Raw genomic sequence first — 18831 nt, 5'->3', positions numbered from 1 at the left:
AAATGCAAACGGCGGGTCCATGACCCGCCGTTTGCTCATTCCAGTGCCGTGCGTCACGCCGCGCGGCGCTCGACCATCATCTTCTTGATTTCGGCGATAGCCTTGGCCGGGTTCAGCCCCTTGGGGCAGACCTTGGCGCAGTTCATGATGGTGTGGCAGCGATACAGCTTGAACGGATCCTCGAGGTCGTCGAGCCGCTCCTGGGTGGTTTCGTCGCGCGAATCGATCAGCCAGCGATAGGCCTGCAGCAGCGCCGCCGGTCCCAGATACTTCTCTCCGTTCCACCAATAGCTGGGGCAGGAGGTGGAGCAGCAGGCGCACAGGATGCACTCATAAAGCCCGTCGAGCTTGGCGCGCTCGGGCACCGACTGCGTCCATTCCTTGGTCGGAGTTGGCGAAGTGGTCTTGAGCCAGGGCTCGATGGCGCGGTGCTGCGCGTAGAAATTGGAAAGGTCCGGCACCAGGTCCTTGACCACCGGCATATGGGGCAGGGGGTAAACCTTGATCGGCCCGGCCGAGTCATCCATGCCCTTGGTGCAGGCCAAGGTATTGAGCCCGTTGATGTTCATCGAGCACGACCCGCAGATGCCTTCGCGGCAGGAGCGGCGCAGGGTCAGGGTGGGATCGACCTTGTTCTTGATATAGAGCAGCCCATCGAGCACCATTGGGCCGCAATCATCGAGATCGACGAAATAGGTGTCGATGCGCGGATTGTCGCCCAGATCGGGATCATAGCGATAGATCTGGTATTCCCGCAGGCGCTTGGCGCTCTGCGGCTTGGGCCAGGTCTTGCCCTTGAGCGGGCGATCGGCCTTTCGGAGCGTCAGCTCGGCCATGATGCGTCTTCCTCTCTTAAGCGCCGCTGCGGCGGCACTGAGCTTGGTCTCGATCCAGTATGCTGCACGAGGCTACCCGTCGCCCGCCTAGTATACGCGCGCCTTGGGCGCGATCTTCTTCAAATCAATGCCATCGGTCAGCGGGTCCACATGGACGGGGCGATAGCCCAGCCGCACGGCACCGGTATCGGTGTCGATCCAGCTCAGCGTGTGCTTGCGCCAGTTGACGTCGTCGCGCGACGGGAAATCCTCGCGGGCATGGGCGCCGCGCGATTCGTGCCGCGCTTCGGCCGACACCACGGTGACCATGGCATTGGCCATCAGGTTTTCGAGCTCGAGCGTTTCCACCAGATCCGAATTCCAGATCAGCGAGCGATCCGACACGCGCACATCGGCCATCTGGTTATAGATGGCGCTCATGCGCTGCACGCCCGATTGCAGGGTTTCGCCGGTGCGGAACACGGCGGCATCTTCCTGCATGGTGCGCTGCATGGCTTCGCGTAGGTCGGCCGTCGGCTGGTTGCCATTGGCGTTCCGCAAGCGATCGAAGCGGGCCAGGATCTTGTCGTCCTGGCTCTTGCTGATCGCGGGCACGGGGGCCGTGCGATCGAGCACCTTGCCGGCGCGCAGGGCGGCGGCGCGGCCGAACACCACGAGGTCGGTCAGCGAATTGGAGCCGAGCCGGTTGGCGCCATGCACCGAAGCGCAGGCCGCTTCGCCCACGGCCATCAGGCCGGGCACGACGCGGTCGGGCTCGCTTTCGGTGGGGGAAAGCACTTCGCCATGATAGTTCGCGGGAATGCCGCCCATATTGTAATGCACGGTCGGCAGCACCGGGATCGGCTCGCGCGTCAGATCGACGCCGGCGAAGATCTTTGCCGATTCGGTGATGCCGGGCAGGCGCTCATGGAGCACTTTGGGATCAAGGTGATCGAGGTGAAGGAAGATGTGGTCCTTCTTGGGGCCCACGCCCCGCCCTTCACGGATCTCGAGCGTCATGCAGCGGCTCACGACGTCGCGTGAGGCGAGATCCTTGGCATTGGGGGCATAGCGCTCCATGAAGCGCTCGCCTTCCGAATTGGTGAGATAGCCGCCTTCGCCGCGCGCGCCTTCGGTGATCAGCACGCCCGCGCCATAGATGCCGGTCGGATGGAACTGCACGAATTCCATGTCCTGGAGCGGCAGGCCGGCGCGCGCCACCATGCCATTGCCGTCGCCGGTGCAGGTATGGGCTGATGTCGCCGAGAAATAGGAGCGGCCATAGCCACCGGTCGCCAAGACGACGAGCTTGGCGCGGAAGCGGTGCATGGTGCCATCATCGAGCTTCCAGGCCATCACACCCTGGCACGAGCCATCCTCGCCCATGATCAGGTCGAGCGCGAAATACTCGATGAAGAACTGCGCGTCGTTGCGCAGCGACTGGCCATAGAGCGTATGGAGAATGGCGTGGCCGGTGCGGTCGGCGGCGGCGCAGGTGCGCTGCACCGGCGGGCCTTCGCCATATTCGGTCATGTGCCCGCCAAAGGGGCGCTGGTAGATCTTGCCCGCCTCGGTGCGCGAAAACGGCACGCCATAATGCTCGAGCTCATAGATCGCCGCGGGTGCTTCGCGCGCCAGATACTCCATCGCGTCATTGTCGCCCAGCCAGTCCGACCCCTTGACGGTGTCGTACATGTGCCACTGCCAGCTATCGGGGCCCATATTGGAGAGCGAAGCGGCAATGCCGCCCTGCGCGGCCACGGTGTGGCTGCGGGTGGGGAAGACCTTGGTGATGCAGGCGGTGTTGAAGCCCTGTTCGGCCATGCCCAGGGTCGCGCGGAGGCCGGCGCCACCGGCCCCTACCACCACCACGTCGAATTCGTGGTCGATGATCTCATAGGTGGAAGCCATCAGCCACTAACCCCAGAATACAAGCTTGAGAATGGAGAACACGCCGATCACGGCGATCGCCAGTGTCCACATGGTGTTGAGCATCATGTAAAGGCTATAGGTGCGGCCGGCGAAATAGTCTTCGAGGATATCGCGCATGCCATTGTGCATGTGCAGCGTCACGATCACGAGCAGCACGGCAAAGGGCAGGCCGATCCAGGCATTGCCGATCACCTCGACCATCTCGGCGCGGTCCTGGCCGGCGAGGCGCACCACGATGAAGATCAAAAAGCCCAGGAACACGATATTGCTGACGCCTGAGAGGCGCTGCAGGATGAAGTGGCTCGTCGAGGAGCGCGCATCCCCATATTTGCTTTTGGGATTGGCGATGGTGGCCTTGGAAATGATCTGTTCGCGCATCAGCGGCCAACCCACACGAAAATGGTCCAGACAACGAGGGTGAGGACAACCGAGGCCACGAGATTGGCCCAGCTCAGCGCCTCGCGCTGGCCGGCCTCATGGCCATAGATCAGGTCCCACACATAATGGCGCAAACCGCCCAGCATGTGGTGGATCAACGACCAGGTATAGCCAAACAGCACCAGCTGCCCGAGCCATGAGCCGTAGATGGCATTGACGACATTGAGGAGTTCCTCGCCCCAGGCGGCGGCGGCCAGCCACAGCACCAGCAGGGACGAGCCCGCATAATTGGCAATGCCGGTCGCACGATGAACGATCGACATCGTCATCGTGATGGTCCAGCGATAGATTTGCAGATGGGGGGAGATCGGACGGGGTCTAACCGGCAATGCAGCCTCGCTGGCGCGGCAGAGCCGCTGCAGTTTGGAATAGTTCAAGACTTCTAGCGTCGAGCTGTCGCAAGGTCAAAGCCCGAAAACGTCTTGCAGGGATAAACTTTCGCCGCAATTGACCAATGTTGCCTCCTCGGCCGATCCCGCGCGGTTTGCGATGCCCAGGGCCATGGGCTAGAACGCCGGGGCAGAATCAAAGGGGCCGGCGTGAGCAAGCGGATCAAGGACGTTACTGTTGAAACCCTGGCCAATAACTGGGGCACGCTCACCAAGGCCAGCTTTGACTACCAGCGCAGCGATGGTTCCTGGCAGCATCAGGTGCGCGAATGCTATGACCATGGTCATGGAGCGGCCATTCTCCTGTTCGAGCCGGACGCGCAGACGGTCATCCTCATCCGCCAGTTCCGCTATCCCGTGTTTGCCGCCGGTGATCCAGCCTTCCTCGTCGAGGTTTGTGCCGGGCTTGTCGACAACGATGCGCCCCAAACCGCGGTGATGCGCGAGGCGCTGGAAGAAACCGGCTACGAGCCCTTCGGTGTCGAGCATATGTTCGACGCTTATATGAGCCCGGGCTCGGTGCAGGAAAAAGTCAGCTGCTATCTCGGGCTTTACCACGCCGGCTCGGCCGCCGCGGGCGGGGGGCTCGCCGATGAGGGCGAGGATATTGAAGTGCTCGAGCTGCCGCTCGCGGAAGCGCTCGCCATGATCGGCCGGGGCGAGATCATCGATGGCAAGACCATCATGATGCTGCAATGGCTGGCGCTTGAGCGGCGCTAGTAGTCGACCAGCTTCTTGTCGGGATCATAGGGCTGGTCCGGGGCGACCCTAGTCACCGCCTGCCCGCAGCGCATCTTCTTGCTGAAGGCATCATAGGCATAGGTGGGCGAGCCATGCAGGCTCCAGCCTTCCGAAAGCGCCTTGGTGACCTTGTGACAAAAACTCGCGTCGTCCTCACCCGACAAAAACCGGTAGATAATCATGCATGCCACCGATGCGCTGGCGCTATCGCGCTGGAGTTGATCTCTTTGGCTCTTACAGCTAATTGAAAGCCCATGCACCGCTTTCCTGAACACCTTTTGAAGGGTCACGCCAATTTTATGGCGGGGCGCTATTCCCGGGAGCGCGATCGGATTCGCGACCTCGCCGCCTTTGGGCAAAATCCCACCACCATGATCATCGCCTGCTGCGACAGCCGCGCTGCGCCCGAGATGATCTTTGACGCGGGACCGGGCGAATTGTTCGTCTTGCGCAACGTGGCCAATCTGGTGCCAACCTACCAGCCCGATGGCGGCCAGCACGGCACCTCGGCGGGCATCGAGTTTGCCGTCAAGGCGCTGGGCATCGCCAATATCGTGATCATGGGTCACGGCCGCTGCGGCGGTATTCGCGCCGCGCTCGATCCCACGGCCGAGCCGCTCGACCATGGCGACTTCATCGGCAAATGGATCGGCATGCTGGGCGAGTTGCCTAACCAGTTGGGCGCCAACAAGCTGCTGACTTCGGCCGAGCGGCAAACCGCGCTGGAGCGGATCTCCATCCGCAACTCCATCAATAATCTGCGCACCTTCCCCTATGTGGCCGAGCTCGAAAGCGCGGGCAAGCTGGCCGTGCATGGCGCCTGGTTCGATATTTCAACCGGCGAGCTCTGGGTGATGGACAGCGAAACCGGCGACTTTATCCGCCCGGAGCTCTGATCGCGGCGCAAGCCGCCGGTTCGCGCCGGCGGATCACCGCCAAGCCAAGGCCGATGAGGATCAGCGCGCCCCCGGCGATCTCCACCCGCCCGATAGTTTCCCCGAGAAACACGACGCCCGAGGCGATGCCCGCCACGGGCACGAGCAGGGTGAAGGGCGCCACGCTCGCGGTGGGGTAGCGCTTGAGCAGATTGCTCCACACCGCAAAACCGAACAGCGTATTGGGATAGGCGAGGAACGCCACCATCGCCGTGACCTGCCAGGTGGGATGGGTCAGCGCATGGGCGACCACGCCCGGACCATCAAGCGCCACCGACAACAAGAGCAGGGGCAGGGGCGCCACCAGGTTCCCCCAGACGGTGAAGCTCAGCATATCGATATTGCCGGCTTTCTTGGACACGATATTGGCGACGCCCCAGGCCATTGCCGCCGCAATGATGAGGGCGAAGGGCAAAAAGCCGACCCCTTCGAGCCCAACGCTGCCGATCAGGGCAATGCCGCCAAAGGCCACCGCCACGCCCAGCAATTGCTGCGGCCGTGGGCGCTCGCGCAACACCACAAAGCCCAAAAGGATGGTGAACATGGCCTGCACCTGGAGCACGAGCGACGCCAGGCTCGCGGGCATGCCGAGGTAAATGGAGAGATTGAGCAGTGCATACAGCGCCACGCCCATGAACAGTCCATAGGCGATCACGAGGCGCCAGGGTGCATCGGGCCGGCGCACGAAGAACACGGCCGGCACGGCGGCAAAGAAAAACCGCAGCGCCGCGACCAGCACCGGCGGCAGTTCGGCAACGCTGAGCTTGATGACGGTGAAGTTGACGCCCCAGACGGTCACAACCAGAAGGGCGAGCAAAATATCGCGCGGAGACATGGAGGACCCTGCAGGCTGCGGGCTTGGCGGATCCCCGTCGGCCGCGTGAACAATGCCGGCCCCCGGGTAGGGGCCGGCGAAAAGTCTTAAGGCTAGGCGGCCTTCTTGGCCATCAGGCCGCGCTCGATCAGGGTTTCGGCGATCTGGATGGTGTTGAGCGCGGCGCCCTTGCGCAGATTGTCCGAGACCACCCACATGGCGAGGCCATTTTCCACCGTATCGTCTTCGCGGATGCGCGACACGAAGGTGTCGTATTCGCCCACGCACTCCACCGGCGTGGCATAGCCACCGGGCTCACGCTTATCGAGCACCGAAATGCCCGGCGCTTCGCGCAGGATGTCGCGCGCTTCATCGGCGGTGATGGGGTTTTCGAACTCGATATTGACCGCTTCCGAATGGCCCACAAACACCGGCACGCGCACGGCCGTGCAGGTTACGCGGATCTTTGGATCGAGGATCTTCTTGGTTTCGGCCAGCACCTTCCATTCTTCCTTGGTGTAGCCGTCTTCCATGAACACATCGATCTGGGGAATGACGTTGAAGGCGATCTGCTTGGGGAACTTGTTGCCCTGGCCGGGGCTGTCATTGACGAAAATGCCCTTGGTCTGGTTCCAGAGCTCGTCAACGCCTTCCTTGCCCGCGCCCGAGACTGACTGGTAGGTCGATACGACGATGCGCTTGATCTTGGCAAAGTCGTGCAAGGGCTTGAGCGCCACGACCAGCTGGGCGGTGGAGCAATTGGGATTGGCGATGATGTTGGTGCGGCGCGGATTGGCCATGAAGGCGTCCAGCACATGGGCGTTCACTTCGGGCACCACCAGCGGCACGTCGCTGTTATAGCGCCAATAGCTGGAATTATCGATGACGATGCAGCCCTTGGCCGCGATGCGCTGCGCCCATTCCTTGGAAATGGCGCCGCCGGCCGACATGATGGCAAAATCCACGCCGGTGAAGTCGAAATCGTCAAGGTTCTTGGCCTTGAGGATCTTGTCGCCATAGCTCAGCTCGCGCCCGATGGAGCGCGATGAGGCCAGCGCAATGACCTCGTCGGCCGGAAACTTGCGCTCGGCCAGGATGGCGAGAACTTCGCGGCCCACATTGCCTGTGGCCCCTACAACTGCGACGCGATAACCCATGAATGGAACTCCAGTCCCTGTACCAATTTTCCGCCCCGCACGATCCCGGTGGGACCATGGTCATCCGGTTTCGGCCTCTCCCCGGCGGGAGCGCGACCCGGGGAAAAGCTTCAGGCGGTTTTGGTGGTTTTAGTCATAAGCGCAGCACCGCCGCCCGCGAACAGCCGTGCGGTGGATGAGGTCACTGATGTGCTGATGCTGCGCATGGTTTGACTGCTTGAATGGAAAGCAGGCGAAGTCATACTCCCAAATAGGATTTAGTCAACGGCTGCTGTGCGGCTTTCCTTTACTGCGCTCCCCCGCTGCTAGGGCGGGGCCAGACGCCTGCGGCCCGTTGCCCCTTGCCACTGCGTCACCCCTCGCAAGCCTTGCGCCCGCTTGGGCTATCGCGGTAACTGCGCCCAACCAAAAAGGACAGAGCATGATCCACTACGACGTCGTGGTGCTGGGCGCCGGCGCTGCCGGCATGATGGCGGCCATTGAAGCGGGCAAGCGCGGTCGCACCGTGCTGGTGGTGGATCATGCCAAATATGCTGGCGAAAAGATCCGCATCTCGGGCGGGGGGCGCTGCAACTTCACCAATATCCACGCGACGACCGACAAGGGCCGGGATCGCTTTTTGAGCAACAATCCCCGCTTCGCCCTCTCGGCGCTGAGCCGCTATACGCCCGAAATGTTCATCGCCATGGTCCAGCGCTATGGCATCACTTATCACGAAAAAACCCTGGGCCAGCTGTTCTGCGATGGCCCTGCCACTCAGATCAACAGCATGCTCCTGAGCGAAATGCGGCAGGCCGGTGTGACCTTGGTGCTGGAAACGGCGATCGAAGCGGTGAGCAAGGAGGACACCGGCTTTGCCCTCCAGCTCTCGACCAGTTCGGTAACCTGCGACAGCCTCATCGTCGCCACCGGCGGCAAGTCCATTCCCAAGATGGGCGCCACCGGCTTTGGCTATCAGCTCGCGGCCCAGTTCGGCCTCCGCGTCACGGACACCCGGCCGGCACTGGTACCGCTGACCTTTGAAACGGGCGCGCTCGAGCGCCTTAAGGAGCTTGCCGGTATTGCCACGGACGCCGTGGTGCGCCACGGCAAAATCCGGTTCGCCGAAGCGCTGCTGTTCACCCATCGCGGTCTTTCCGGCCCGGCGATCCTGCAGATTTCGAGCTATTGGCGCGAGGGCGATCCGATCGGGGTGGATCTGATGCCCGGGCGCAATCCGGGGCAGCTGTTGCGCCAGGCGCGGCAAACCACGCCCAAGCTGCAGATCCAGACCGTCTTGGGCAATTTCCTGCCCAAAAAGCTCGCCCAGCTCCTCGGTGATGAGCTCAACCTGCCCGGGATCGTCGGCGACTTTTCCGACAAGAAGCTCGACCAGGCCGCCGCGATCCTGTCGGACTGGACGCTCAAGCCCGTCGGCACGGAAGGCTACCGGACCGCCGAAGTGACGCTGGGCGGCATCGACACGCGCGATCTCGACGCCAAGACCATGGCTGCGCGTGATGTGCCCGGCCTTTATTTCGTGGGCGAAGTGGTTGATGTCACCGGCTGGCTCGGGGGCTACAACTTTCAATGGGCCTGGGCCTCGGGCCGGGCCGCCGGCCAGGTCGCCTGAGCCTAGAAGCGCAGTGCCGCGCGCACGCCCACATTAGTGACGCCCTCGTCGGGGCCGCCACAGGCGCCGCCATCGGTCAGGTGCTCGGCCGTCAGCATCACCGCCGCGCCGGGCAAGACATTGACCCCGACGCTGGCCGAGGCGCGCAGCAGCGCGGTGCAGCCCCAGCGCTGGGGTACGTCATCGTCGAGCCACTCGCCATTGTGCAATGCGGCACCCAGGCTCGCCTCGCCCCAGACCGGCAGCACTGGCACATGCACGGTCCAGCTGGCGCCGGCATAAACCAGGCTTTCATGCCCCGCCGTATTGAGCGTGGCCCCGATATGCGGCCGGATTTCGCCCAAGGGCCCCAGCTGACCCCAATCGGGTGCAAACAGCAGCTCCACATTGGCGTCCTCGATCCGCCCGCCATCGAATAGATCGGCGCCCGCATCGCGCGCAAAAACACCGGCGCGGATTTCGGGCAGCAGATCCACCTGCGCCCAGGCGGGTGCAGTGGTGGCCAGCAGGGCAAGGAGGGGAAGGCAGAAACGGAGCATGGCGGGCCTACGCAAAACAAAAAGGCCGGGGATCGCCGGCCTTCCCATCATTGCGTTGCTATGCCTAAGCGCAGCTTAACCGGCTAGAACTTCCAGCCAAATTTGAGCGAGAGGTTGGAGATCCCGGCATTGTAGTCGCACAGCTCGGCATTGGAGGAGTGCTCATAGGCCAAGGTGGCGGTGGCGTTTTCCGTCAGGTCGACGCCCAGCCCGATGCGCTCGTAGAAATTGACGCGGCAGCCGAACTTGCGCCGGCCGTCCGGCGCGTCGTCGCCCAGATAACCATTGTGGATCGCCGCGCCAAAGGTGCCTTCCACGAACACCGGGCTATCAAAGAGATGCGCCTGCCAGGTCAGGCCCGCATGCACGAGGCTGTCCTCGCCCTCGAGATTGATGGTGGCGCCAATTTCTGGCCGCGGCGCGCCGATCCAGCGGAAGGCATCGAGATCAGGGGAGGTGAAGAGAACGTCGAAGGTCACGTCCTCGAGCCGGCTATAATCCCAGTCGCCGAAATCCTGCGGGATCAGCGTGTAATAAACGCCGTGGAACGCCAGGCCCACGCGCACTTCATCGACAATGTCCAGCACGCCGGCCGAGGGCAGGGCGGCGACATCGGTCTGCGCCACTGCGGGAGCGGCAGTGCCGAGCAGCAAAGCCGCCACGAGGCAAGCTGGAAGGGATTTGGTCATGGCCGCACTCGGAAGGTATTGATCGGCGTCAGTAACCGGCAAGAGCCCGGCCGAGTCAACCACTGCCGCCTGATTACCCCCGCTCTGTGCTGCGCGCGCCACGCCTCGGTAGCCCTCACGCCGCCACGCTGTCTCGCTTTCATCGTAATTTACCGATATGAGGGGGCAAAGACTAGCCGCGAAAGCCCAAAGCCCATGACCGCACCCTTCGCCCTTTCCATCCAGGATCTCGCGCCCATCGCTGATGGCACCACCACGCCCCAGGCCATGGCTGAGACCATCAAGCTGGCGCAGCTGGGCGACCAGCTGGGTTACACCAGGCTTTGGTATGCCGAGCATCATGGCATGCCCTCAATCGCGTCCTCCGTGCCCGAAATCCTGATTGGCAGTGCCGCCGCTCACACCAAATCCATCCGCGTGGGGTCGGGCGGGGTGATGCTGCTCAATCACGCGCCGCTGCGGATCGTCGAGGCCTATCGCACGCTTGAAGCCCTGCATCCCGGCCGCATCGATCTGGGCCTGGGGCGCGCGCCGGGTGGCGACGGCTATGCCATGCGCGCCCTGCGCACCGGCGGCGGCGAGGAGTTCGCGCAGTATTTGAGCGAGATGCTGGCCTTTGAGGAAGAAGGCTTTCCCCCCGAGCATCCATTCTCGCATGTCGCCGTTGCGCCCGGCGGCATCAGCCTCCCTCCGCTTTGGCTGCTGGGTTCCTCGGGCTCGAGCGCCACGGCGGCCGGGCAGCTCGGGATCGGCTATGCCTTTGCCGCCCATTTCAGCCAAACGCCAGCCGCGCCTGCCTTTGCCGCTTATCGCGAAGCCTTCACGCCCACCGGAGCCTTTCCCGCGCCGCGCACGCTGCTATGCCTGTCGGTGATCTGCGCCCCAACCGACGAGGAAGCGCGGTTCCTGTCGAGCTCGCAGGAGGTGAACTGGGCCTTGTTCCATTCGGGCGAACAGCGCCGCTTGTTTGCCCCCGAACAGGCGATCGCCCATCCGCTCACCGCCCAGCAGCGCGCGGTGATCGAGCATCAGTCGAGCCTTTGGATCGTGGGGTCGCCCGAAACGGTCAAGGCCGCCATCAGCCAGAAAGCCGAGGCGGCCGGGGCCGATGAGGTGATGATCACCACGACCATGCATTCCTACGAACTGCGTCGGCGCTCCTATAGCCTGATCGCCGACGCTCTTGGGCTTGAACCGCGCTCCTAGGGCTCAGTTCTGCGCGTTGCGATCCACCAGCTCGAACGCGCCGGCAGCCGGGTCGATGCGCAGCGCCAGGCGCTGGCGATCGAGCTCGGCCAGCCACGCCGCCCAGGAACAGGGGCTGACCCCGTCATCAAGGGCCGCCGGGTCGCGTTTGTCGCTCACCGGGCTGCCAAAGCTCAGGCGCAGCTGCGCCCGTTGCTGGCCATCCGGATTGCGTATCCGGGCGATCGCCGGCCGCCCGCGTCGCCCCGTCACCCAGACCTGGATGTCGCGATGACGTGTCAATGTTTGGTTTGTAGACATGCTCGCCTCCCCTTGTTGCCGGTTCCCGGCTTATCTGGCACGTAACGGCTCCGTTTCTCCTCCGGTTCCATCGGCCAAATCTTCGTTATCGAGCCGAGTAGCCAACCTCAGGGCCAGCATCTCCTCGGGCGTGAAATAGTATAAAAGCTGCGGTGGCGTTTCGAGCGCATGCAGCCACAGCGCGGGATCAACCCCGGTTTGTTCCAGATGCCGGGTGATCTGGGCGGTGGTGGTTTGCGCGTCGCTCATCGCGGTGCCGGCGACCCGAAGCGCGTCCTGGGCATTGCCGCCCAGCGCCGCTGCATAGATCTGGTGCACGCCTATAGCCGCTTCGGGGCTGGCGATCCGCTCGGCGCCCGAGGCGAATATGATGGGGCAGGAGGAGGCGCAAAGCGAGCCCGCGGCGACCTTGGTGGCAAGGCCCCTTTGGTGGATCAGACTGCCAATCGCCAGTGCATCCACGACCGATCCTCCAGGGGAGTCGAGAACCACAGTTTGCACATATTCGCCCCGCTCGGCAATCTCGGCGGCAAACCGCTCCGCCGAGCCGACATCGAGCGTTCCCGTAAGGCTCAACTCGCCCCCGGGCCGCAGCCCGATGACGAGGGCCCCTTCCAGCACTTCGGGGCTGGTGGTGATCGCCGGGCGGGTGCCGGCGCCCGGCGATGCCTCGGGGTTTGTGGCGGGGGCGGGCGGCAGGATGGGCTGCGTCGGCACGGGCAGGGGCGCGGCCTGGTTTTGCGTCAATTCGCGAAAGTCGACGAACAGCACCGAAACCGTGCCCAGCAGCAGCGCCCAGAACGCGGTGCGCATCACTGCGCCATCGTCCACCGCCGCGGCCCGCTGGACCAGGCGCCGGCCCCAGGAGGCGCGCTGCGGCTCTTCGGACGCTTCGACGCTCGTGCTCATACGCGCGCGGGGCCGTCGCCCCGCTTGCGCTGGGCGCTGTCGATTGGCGTCACTGTCGCATCCGCCCCGTCGGCTGGATCGGTGTGGCTGGCCGCAGCGGGCGCCAATGGCTCCATCGGTGCTTCGGGCACAGTCTCGGGCTCGGTCCGCTCCGCCGGTGGTGCCTGAGGAACAACCACGCCCGCCGCTTCCATCTGGCGATACAGCGCCATGGCGCGCAGCATTTCGGCGGCAGTGATGTTTTCCGCTTCTTCGAGAGATTCAGATTCCCGCCGCATGGCGTCGTTGACGATCATCAGCACCAACACCAGCACCACCGGCAACAGATCGATGGAGATGGCGCCCGCCCAGGAAGGAATGAAGTCCTGCCAATAGCGCAGCACCGCTTCGGCGCTGGACAGGGGCACAAAGCGGCGTTGCTCAACGGCCGGTGTCGCCAGAATCTCGTCGGCCGCGGTGGTCAGCGCCGCCGATTGGGTCGCCACCGAAGTGCGCACCGTTTCCATCACCTGGTTCTGCCGATTGGCCAGGTCGCCAATCTGCCCATCGGCGACCGGAGCAATAAAGCCGGCGGAAAGATCGGCCGAAGCGCGCTTGACCGAAGCGGCGACGCCGGTCTGCTGCAGCGCCGCGATCACGGCGGTCAGTTGCACGGCCTCGGCCTGGAAACCATCCAGTCGCGGCTCGATGCTGCCCGGCGTTGATACCAGCTCGCGCATGGTGGCGAGGCGCGCCGAGCCTTGTTCGAACTGCAGGGCGACTTCATCGCGCGAACTGGTGATGGTGACCGCCAACTGGTTCATCTGCGTGCCCATCTGGGTGAGCAATTGCACGACGCTGCCCGAGCCGGTGGTGCCGGTCAGGGCGCCTGACTCCCGCTCGTCCGCGGCCAGCCCGGAAAAGCGTTCCGCGGCGCGCTGCACATCGGGCAGCAGCGACTGGGCGGCCAGCGCATTGGCATGGGCCTGGTCGAGGTCCTCGGCATAGCCTTGGAGCGTCACCGCCATATGCTGCTCGGTGGCCGCCGAGCCCGCCAATGCCGCGGCATTAAGCCATGAACTCATGGCCATGATCATGAGGCACCCCACGGCCATGGTGGCGAACAGGCCCGCACGTTGCACGCCCGACGTCACCAGCGGCACGAAACGGAGCATAAAGCTCCAAAAGGCGTAAATGGCGACCGAGACGGCGGCCGAATAAATGATGGCAGCGAAAAACACGAATGTGGCCGAGCCATCCAGTAGCCCGCGCACCCCGAGATAGGTGTAAACGCCCGACGCCAGCGCCAAAACGGCCAGGGCAAAGCGGGTCATGGTTTCAACGCCCTTGACGGTTTCGTTGAGCCTATACGCGTTCGGCTTGAGCTGCATGAATCAGGACCCCGGGGCTCGACGGAGCCGCTGCGGACATAATCAATAGCCCTAACCCGGCAAGATCAGGGCGAATAGGTCAAGAATTCAGGCGAAACAGCGTCAGGGTTCAATGAACGCCTTCAGCTTGCAGCAATGCGCCCCATTCGGCTTTCCATAGGCTCGGATCATCAATGGCGATGACCACCCGGGCAAGCCCGCAATGGGCGCGAACTTCCTCGGCGCGTTCCAACGCCAGCGGCACCGGTCGAGGGAAGTCGGGGACGATGTAATCACTTGCATTGGGGCAATGGGCGCAGCCCACATCGCCAACCACCCGGCCCAGGGCATGCCAGATATTGACCACAACCGCGTCGGCGGGTGCCGCATGTGGTGGGCAGGTTTGAAAACGGGGCATGGGACCTCTCCGACCTTTGTTGCCATTGATACAAAGGCGCAGAACTGCAGCAGAGTTCCAGATTGTGATCGAAGCGGACGGAAACAATCGCGAGAGCTGAGCATTGCTTGGTGCGAGCAGGAATTAAGTGCATGCCCCGATTTTACTTTGACATGATGGCCAATGGTGATCTCAGCCTCGATCACACCGGCGTCGAGTTGCAGGACCTTCCGGCTGCGCGCGAGGAAGCCTTGCGCACGGCCATGGAGGTGGCCGCCGAACTCATCCCCGAGCAGGGGCCCTTGCGGCTGGTGTTCGCCGTGTCCAATGAAGCCTATCGCCTGATGTTGCGGGTGATCGTCGAGTTCGAGGCTGCGCCCGCCAATTTCCTTGGGGACCACATGCAATGGCGCGCCCTGCTCGCCGATGGTGGCGGCGCGCTTTCCCGACCCTATTAACGCGTGTTTGGCTCAAGGCTCGACGCGGCCAGGCGGGGAGGCGGGATGATTTTCTTTACCAGCGACAGCCATTTTGGCGATCCGCGCGTGTTGCGCATCGACCGGCGCCCCTTCAGCACGGTTGCCGAACATGACACGGCGCTGGTTGCCGCCTGGGCGCAGACGGTTTCCCCCGAGGATGAAGTCTGGCATCTCGGCGATTTTTCCCGCGGCGACAGCGCCACCGTTGCGGCCCTGCTCGCTGCGCTCCCCGGCCGCAAGCACCTGATCATTGGCAATAATGACGGGCCGGCCACCTTGGCCGCCGACGGCTGGGCCAGCGTGCAACATTATGCCGAACTGCATCTGGAGGGCCATATGCTGGTGCTTTGCCACTATCCGTTCCGCACCTGGAACGCGCAGGGCAAGAAGTCCATCAACCTGCATGGCCACTCCCATGGACGGCTAAGCCCGGTCACGCGCCAATACGACGTGGGCGTCGATCCGCAGGGCTGGGCGCCGGTGCCGCTGCAAACCGTGCTGGCCAGCCGCAAGGCGCGCCGGGCGGCCAAGCTTCCCGCTTAGCTCCCGTTATTGTCGGCACCAATTGGGGAACATGCTGGGGGCTTGCACGTTTTCCCTTACGCAAAAGGAGATCAACGATGAGCAAACATCTGCCTCCCGTGCCACCCGCCAACCGGAGCACCAAAGGCCCCGGCGGCGAGGCCACCCTGGATCCAAATACCAGCAACGCCGCCGCCAATGGCGCCGAACGCAACTATGATCAGCAGGGTCGCCAAGGCAACATCAAGCAGAACACGACCAATCAGGGTCTGCAGCACGATCGGTGAGCGCCATGTCTACATCTCAGAAAATTCCGGAAGCCAATCGCCACCATGGCGGTCCCGGCAGCAGCCACCAACGTGAGGACCTTCCCGACCCCACTGAGGGTCGCGGTCCAGCGCCAGGGGAGCCGACCAATGGGCGGCAGTCCGACGTTTCAGGCGGGGGCGGGGTGCGCGACAGCCATCACACCCACAACAACCGCGACAAGGGTTAGGCGCCGCTTACACCCCCTTTGACAACCGCCCGAGGAGGCAATCCGATGGACCAGGACGAGCATAAAGAAGGCAAGACCCGGGACCGCGCTTACCAGCTCTGGGAGCAGGAAGGCCGCCCCGAAGGGCGCCACGAGGATCACTGGCGCCAGGCCAGCGATGAGTTCTCCGCCCAGGGCGAGCAGGATGACGAGGGCGGCGGCGGGATCGAGGACATGGTTCCCAATCCCATCGGCGTTCCGCCTGCAGAGGCCTTGCCGCCTGGCAGTCAAACCACCGGGATTGACGGACCGGTCGGCGGCACCATCGGCGAACAGCAAGCCGGTGCCCGCCAGTCAGGGGGCGCAGGCTCCTCGGCCGGTCAGGCCGGAGCCCGAGGGAATTCCGCCAAATAACAAACCGATGCCGGCGTCCGCGCCGGCATCTTTTTTGCGCCCTTGCAGCCGACGAAGCCTCGCTTGCTAGCTTGAACTGTGCTGGTTGAGCGGCGCCGGATCGTCACCACCATCTTACAGCGTTCCCAGCCGATCGAGGTGGCCGCGAATATGGGCCGCTTCCGCGGGGGATCCCGCCAGTGCAATCGCCCGGTTGAAGGCTTCGCGCGCTGCGGCGTGTTCGCCCAGCTGCAGCAGCAAGCCGCCCCGCACCCCATGGAAATGAAAATAGCCATCAAGGCGCTCGGCAAGGGGCTCCACCAGCGCCAGCGCCGCGGCGGGCCCACGCGCCTTGCTCACGGCGACGGCGCGGTTGAGCGTCACCACCGGGGAGGGCTGGAGCACTTCGAGCAGGCCATATAGCTGCTCGATACTGGCCCAGTCGGTTTCAGCGGCGCTTTGGGCCACGGCGTGCCGGGCGGCGATGGCAGCCTGCACCTGATAGGCGCCGGGCTCCCCGTGCCGCAGCGCTTTTTGCACCAAGGCCAGCCCCTCGGCCGCCATCTGGCCGTTCCACAAGCTGCGATCCTGGTCTTCCAGCAGGACCAGATTGCCAGCGGCGTCGGCGCGCGCGGGGTTGCGCGCATGCTGCAGCAGCATCAGCGCCAGCAGGCCCATGATCTCGGGTTCAGTGGGGAAGAGGCGCAACAGCAAGCGTCCGAGCCGGATCGCCTCGTCGCAAAGCCGCGCCGCCGCTTCATCGGAGTGGCCGCGCGAATAGCCTTCATTGAAAATGAGGTAGATCATCAGCGCCACCGCCCCCAGCCGCTCGGCGCGGGCCACCGCATCGGGTGGGTCGAACGGCACGGCATTGGCGGCGACGCGCGCCTTGGCGCGGGTGATACGTTGCTCCATCGCCGCTTCCCCCACAAGGAAGGCGCGGGCGATCTGCCTGGTGGGCACGCCCGCCACGATGCGCAGCGCCAGCGCGATCTGCTGGGTGGCCGGCAATTCGGGATGGCAGCAGATGAACAGCAGCCGCAGGATGTCGTCGCGATAATGCTCGTTGTCGAGCCGCTCGGCCATGTCGGCTTCGGCATCGTCGAGATCGGAGAGGATGTCGTCGGCGGGCAGGGGCACATTGCGCCGGGTCTTGCGCACCTGGTCGATGCCGCTGTTGCGGCCCACGAAAACCAGCCACGCCACCGGTTCGCGCGGCGGGCCTTTTTCGGGCCAGGTCTTGATCGCGCGCAGGCTCGCCTCCTGAAAGGCTTCCTCGGCGCGATCAAGGTCGCGGAAATAGCGCAACAAGGCGCTCAGCGCCTGGGGGCGAGCTGCCGAAAGGGCTGCTGCGATCCAGGCGCTGTCGGTCATGGCTTGAGTCCACTGGGTTTGTAGATGGAAAGCGGCCGGATTTCATAGGAACCCTGCACCGGATTGGCTTTGGCGAGGTCCTTGGCAAAGGTGATCGCTTCATCGAGGGTTTCGCAATCGGCGACGTAAAAGCCCAGGAACTGTTCCTTGGTTTCGGCAAAGGGGCCGTCGATCACCAGCGGCTCGCCCGAGCCCGATTTGCGCAGCGTGGTCGCGGCGGTGGTGGGGAGCAGGCGCACCACGGGACCGAGCTTGCCCTTTTGATCCAGCCGGTCCTGCACCTGGGCCAGGCGGGCAAGGCAGGCATCGTCTTCTTCCTTGGTCCAGGAGCCGACGACATTTTCGTCACTATAGCACAACACGGCGTAGAGCATGGCGCGTCCCTTCTGATTGATGACGCGGGACTATGCCAAAAGCCGACAGGCCTTGCAGCCGATTTCGTCGGGTTCAGGCCAGTGGCGGCGGGCTGCGATGGGCTGTGGCGGTGCTGCCCAGCGACGCCAGCATCACCGCGCCAATGCCGGCCCATTGCCACGCGCTCAATTGCTCGCCCAGGAGCACCAGCCCCATCAACGCGGCCAGCGCCGGCTGTGCGCTCATCAGGATGCCAAAAGTGCGCGCCGGCAGGTGGGGCAACGCCAGCATGTCGAGCGAATAAGGAATGGCGCTGGACAGGAGCGCCATGGCCAGCGCCAGTGGCAGGATGGCCGGGTCAAACATGGCGGCGCCCGCACTCCACAGCCCGAAGGGCAGCACCAGCGCTGCCCCAAGCCCCACGCCCAGCGCCACCGTATGGGGCCCGCCACCCGTACCCGCGCGCTGCCCGAAAACAATATAGCCCGCCCAGAACGCCCCGGCGGCCAGTGCCAGAACGACCCCCATTGGGTCCATCGGCTCAGACAAGCCAAATAGCGGCAAAAGGAACAGCAGCCCCAGCACCGCCAGCGCCACCCAGCCAAAATCAATGCCGCGGCGCGAGCCCGCCAGCGCCACGGCCAGGGGGCCGGTGAATTCCAGCGCCACCGCGACGCCAAGGGGAATGGTGGCGAGCGCGCTATAAAACAGCAGGTTCATGGCGCCCATCGCAGCGCCATAAAAACCCACGGCGCGCCACTGCGCCCGATCGAGCCGGAACCGCCAGGGCCGGAACAGGATGGCTAGCACCAGCGCCGAAAGCAGCAGGCGCAGCGCCGTGGTGCCGCTTGCCCCGATCAGGAGGAACAGCCCCTTGGCGAGCGAAGCGCCGATCTGCGTGGCCACCATGCCCAGCGTCACCAGCGAAACAGATACAAATGGATTGGCGGGCCGCAACAACAAGGCTTCCAGTGGAGGCCAGACTCGTAGCAGTTTTGGGGTGCCCGCGCAT

General features: G+C 64.2%; 25 protein-coding genes. 9 read left to right on the top strand and 16 right to left on the bottom strand.

Translation table 11 applies throughout. From position 1 onward, the window contains the following. Positions 1-53: 53 nt before the first annotated feature. The 4 genes from HRU92_RS11670 to sdhC all read right to left on the bottom strand — a co-directional run bounded on the left by HRU92_RS11670 (position 54) and on the right by sdhC (position 3514). Complete coding sequence (locus HRU92_RS11670; RefSeq protein WP_127754204.1) at positions 54-836, bottom strand: succinate dehydrogenase iron-sulfur subunit; 783 nt, start codon at positions 834-836, stop codon at positions 54-56. Between the two features lie 87 nt (positions 837-923). After that, the gene (gene sdhA, locus HRU92_RS11665; protein WP_172124498.1) at positions 924-2726 is read right to left on the bottom strand and encodes a succinate dehydrogenase flavoprotein subunit; all 1803 of its coding nucleotides are present in this window, start codon (positions 2724-2726) and stop codon (positions 924-926) included. Positions 2727-2732: 6 nt separating this feature from the next. Beyond that, entirely contained in the window at positions 2733-3125 is a 393-nt protein-coding gene (sdhD, locus tag HRU92_RS11660) for a succinate dehydrogenase, hydrophobic membrane anchor protein (RefSeq protein ID WP_172124495.1), read from the bottom strand. Continuing rightward, positions 3125-3514, bottom strand: coding sequence for a succinate dehydrogenase, cytochrome b556 subunit (gene sdhC, locus HRU92_RS11655; RefSeq protein ID WP_173088246.1), 390 nt, complete (start codon positions 3512-3514; stop codon positions 3125-3127). Before sdhC ends, sdhD begins: the two co-directional genes overlap by 1 nt. 210 nt (positions 3515-3724) lie before the next feature. Here sdhC and HRU92_RS11650 point away from each other — a divergent pair, with 210 nt between their 5' ends. Beyond that, the gene (locus HRU92_RS11650) at positions 3725-4294 is read left to right on the top strand and encodes an NUDIX domain-containing protein (RefSeq protein WP_172124492.1); all 570 of its coding nucleotides are present in this window, start codon (positions 3725-3727) and stop codon (positions 4292-4294) included. On the opposite strand, the gene HRU92_RS11645 is transcribed toward HRU92_RS11650, so the two are convergent. After that, positions 4291-4497 (bottom strand): DUF1737 domain-containing protein, encoded by a 207-nt coding sequence (locus HRU92_RS11645; RefSeq protein WP_127754200.1) that lies wholly within the window; start codon positions 4495-4497, stop codon positions 4291-4293. The two genes, HRU92_RS11650 and HRU92_RS11645, sit on opposite strands and share 4 nt — an antisense overlap. A gap of 72 nt (positions 4498-4569) precedes the next feature. On the opposite strand from HRU92_RS11645, the gene HRU92_RS11640 reads away from it, so the two are divergent. Then, a complete protein-coding gene (locus HRU92_RS11640; protein ID WP_172124489.1) occupies positions 4570-5211 on the top strand; it encodes a carbonic anhydrase in 642 nt (213 codons plus the stop codon). Here HRU92_RS11640 and HRU92_RS11635 read toward each other — a convergent pair. Then, the gene (locus tag HRU92_RS11635; RefSeq protein ID WP_172124487.1) at positions 5192-6085 is read right to left on the bottom strand and encodes an EamA family transporter; all 894 of its coding nucleotides are present in this window, start codon (positions 6083-6085) and stop codon (positions 5192-5194) included. The two genes, HRU92_RS11640 and HRU92_RS11635, sit on opposite strands and share 20 nt — an antisense overlap. A 92-nt stretch (positions 6086-6177) precedes the next feature. Next, positions 6178-7221, bottom strand: a complete 1044-nt coding sequence (locus HRU92_RS11630; protein ID WP_172124483.1) for an aspartate-semialdehyde dehydrogenase — start codon at positions 7219-7221, stop codon at positions 6178-6180. Between the two features lie 421 nt (positions 7222-7642). On the opposite strand from HRU92_RS11630, the gene HRU92_RS11625 reads away from it, so the two are divergent. Beyond that, positions 7643-8833: an NAD(P)/FAD-dependent oxidoreductase gene (locus HRU92_RS11625; RefSeq protein ID WP_172124481.1), complete on the top strand. Its 1191-nt coding sequence runs from the start codon at positions 7643-7645 to the stop codon at positions 8831-8833. 2 nt (positions 8834-8835) lie between these two features. Here HRU92_RS11625 and HRU92_RS11620 read toward each other — a convergent pair whose 3' ends face one another. Further along, positions 8836-9372, bottom strand: coding sequence for an acyloxyacyl hydrolase (locus tag HRU92_RS11620; protein WP_172124479.1), 537 nt, complete (start codon positions 9370-9372; stop codon positions 8836-8838). 83 nt (positions 9373-9455) lie between these two features. Further along, positions 9456-10061 (bottom strand): acyloxyacyl hydrolase, encoded by a 606-nt coding sequence (locus HRU92_RS11615; protein ID WP_172124477.1) that lies wholly within the window; start codon positions 10059-10061, stop codon positions 9456-9458. Between the two features lie 195 nt (positions 10062-10256). On the opposite strand from HRU92_RS11615, the gene HRU92_RS11610 reads away from it, so the two are divergent. After that, complete coding sequence (locus HRU92_RS11610) at positions 10257-11267, top strand: LLM class flavin-dependent oxidoreductase (RefSeq protein ID WP_173088187.1); 1011 nt, start codon at positions 10257-10259, stop codon at positions 11265-11267. A gap of 3 nt (positions 11268-11270) precedes the next feature. On the opposite strand, the gene HRU92_RS11605 is transcribed toward HRU92_RS11610, so the two are convergent. From HRU92_RS11605 to HRU92_RS11590, 4 genes are all read right to left on the bottom strand, one after another. Next, entirely contained in the window at positions 11271-11567 is a 297-nt protein-coding gene (locus HRU92_RS11605; protein ID WP_127754192.1) for a hypothetical protein, read from the bottom strand. 30 nt (positions 11568-11597) lie between these two features. Then, the gene (locus HRU92_RS11600; RefSeq protein ID WP_173088185.1) at positions 11598-12476 is read right to left on the bottom strand and encodes an ATP-dependent Clp protease proteolytic subunit; all 879 of its coding nucleotides are present in this window, start codon (positions 12474-12476) and stop codon (positions 11598-11600) included. Next, complete coding sequence (locus HRU92_RS11595) at positions 12473-13846, bottom strand: hypothetical protein (RefSeq protein WP_172124471.1); 1374 nt, start codon at positions 13844-13846, stop codon at positions 12473-12475. Before HRU92_RS11595 ends, HRU92_RS11600 begins: the two co-directional genes overlap by 4 nt. Positions 13847-13955: 109 nt before the next feature. Then, a complete protein-coding gene (locus tag HRU92_RS11590; protein ID WP_127754189.1) occupies positions 13956-14243 on the bottom strand; it encodes a hypothetical protein in 288 nt (95 codons plus the stop codon). Positions 14244-14374: 131 nt separating this feature from the next. On the opposite strand from HRU92_RS11590, the gene HRU92_RS11585 reads away from it, so the two are divergent. From HRU92_RS11585 to HRU92_RS11565, 5 genes are all read left to right on the top strand, one after another. Next, positions 14375-14680, top strand: a complete 306-nt coding sequence (locus HRU92_RS11585; protein WP_127754188.1) for a hypothetical protein — start codon at positions 14375-14377, stop codon at positions 14678-14680. Between the two features lie 45 nt (positions 14681-14725). After that, a complete protein-coding gene (locus HRU92_RS11580) occupies positions 14726-15244 on the top strand; it encodes a metallophosphoesterase family protein (RefSeq protein WP_127754187.1) in 519 nt (172 codons plus the stop codon). 77 nt (positions 15245-15321) lie between these two features. Further along, the gene (locus HRU92_RS11575; RefSeq protein WP_127754186.1) at positions 15322-15510 is read left to right on the top strand and encodes a hypothetical protein; all 189 of its coding nucleotides are present in this window, start codon (positions 15322-15324) and stop codon (positions 15508-15510) included. 5 nt (positions 15511-15515) lie between these two features. Next, positions 15516-15719 carry a hypothetical protein gene (locus HRU92_RS11570; protein ID WP_127754185.1) on the top strand — a complete coding sequence of 68 codons (204 nt, stop codon included), beginning with the start codon at positions 15516-15518 and terminating at the stop codon, positions 15717-15719. Between the two features lie 45 nt (positions 15720-15764). Next, positions 15765-16112 carry a DUF2934 domain-containing protein gene (locus HRU92_RS11565; RefSeq protein ID WP_173088183.1) on the top strand — a complete coding sequence of 116 codons (348 nt, stop codon included), beginning with the start codon at positions 15765-15767 and terminating at the stop codon, positions 16110-16112. 114 nt (positions 16113-16226) lie between these two features. Here the strand turns inward: HRU92_RS11565 and HRU92_RS11560 are convergent, their stop codons facing one another. The 3 genes from HRU92_RS11560 to HRU92_RS11550 form a co-directional block, all read right to left on the bottom strand. Next, entirely contained in the window at positions 16227-17465 is a 1239-nt protein-coding gene (locus HRU92_RS11560) for an RNA polymerase sigma factor (protein WP_172124467.1), read from the bottom strand. Next, on the bottom strand, positions 17462-17839 hold the full coding sequence (locus tag HRU92_RS11555; RefSeq protein WP_127754182.1) for a YciI family protein: 378 nt from the start codon (positions 17837-17839) through the stop codon (positions 17462-17464). Before HRU92_RS11555 ends, HRU92_RS11560 begins: the two co-directional genes overlap by 4 nt. 73 nt (positions 17840-17912) lie before the next feature. Next, the gene (locus tag HRU92_RS11550) at positions 17913-18779 is read right to left on the bottom strand and encodes an EamA family transporter (RefSeq protein ID WP_248307072.1); all 867 of its coding nucleotides are present in this window, start codon (positions 18777-18779) and stop codon (positions 17913-17915) included. Between the last annotated feature and the right edge of the window lie 52 nt (positions 18780-18831).

Source organism: Devosia sp. 1635, from assembly GCF_013185955.1.
GTDB lineage: Bacteria > Pseudomonadota > Alphaproteobacteria > Rhizobiales > Devosiaceae > Devosia.
The sequence above is the reverse complement of the archived record's forward strand: the minus strand, read 5'-3'. Positions and strand labels throughout refer to the sequence as shown.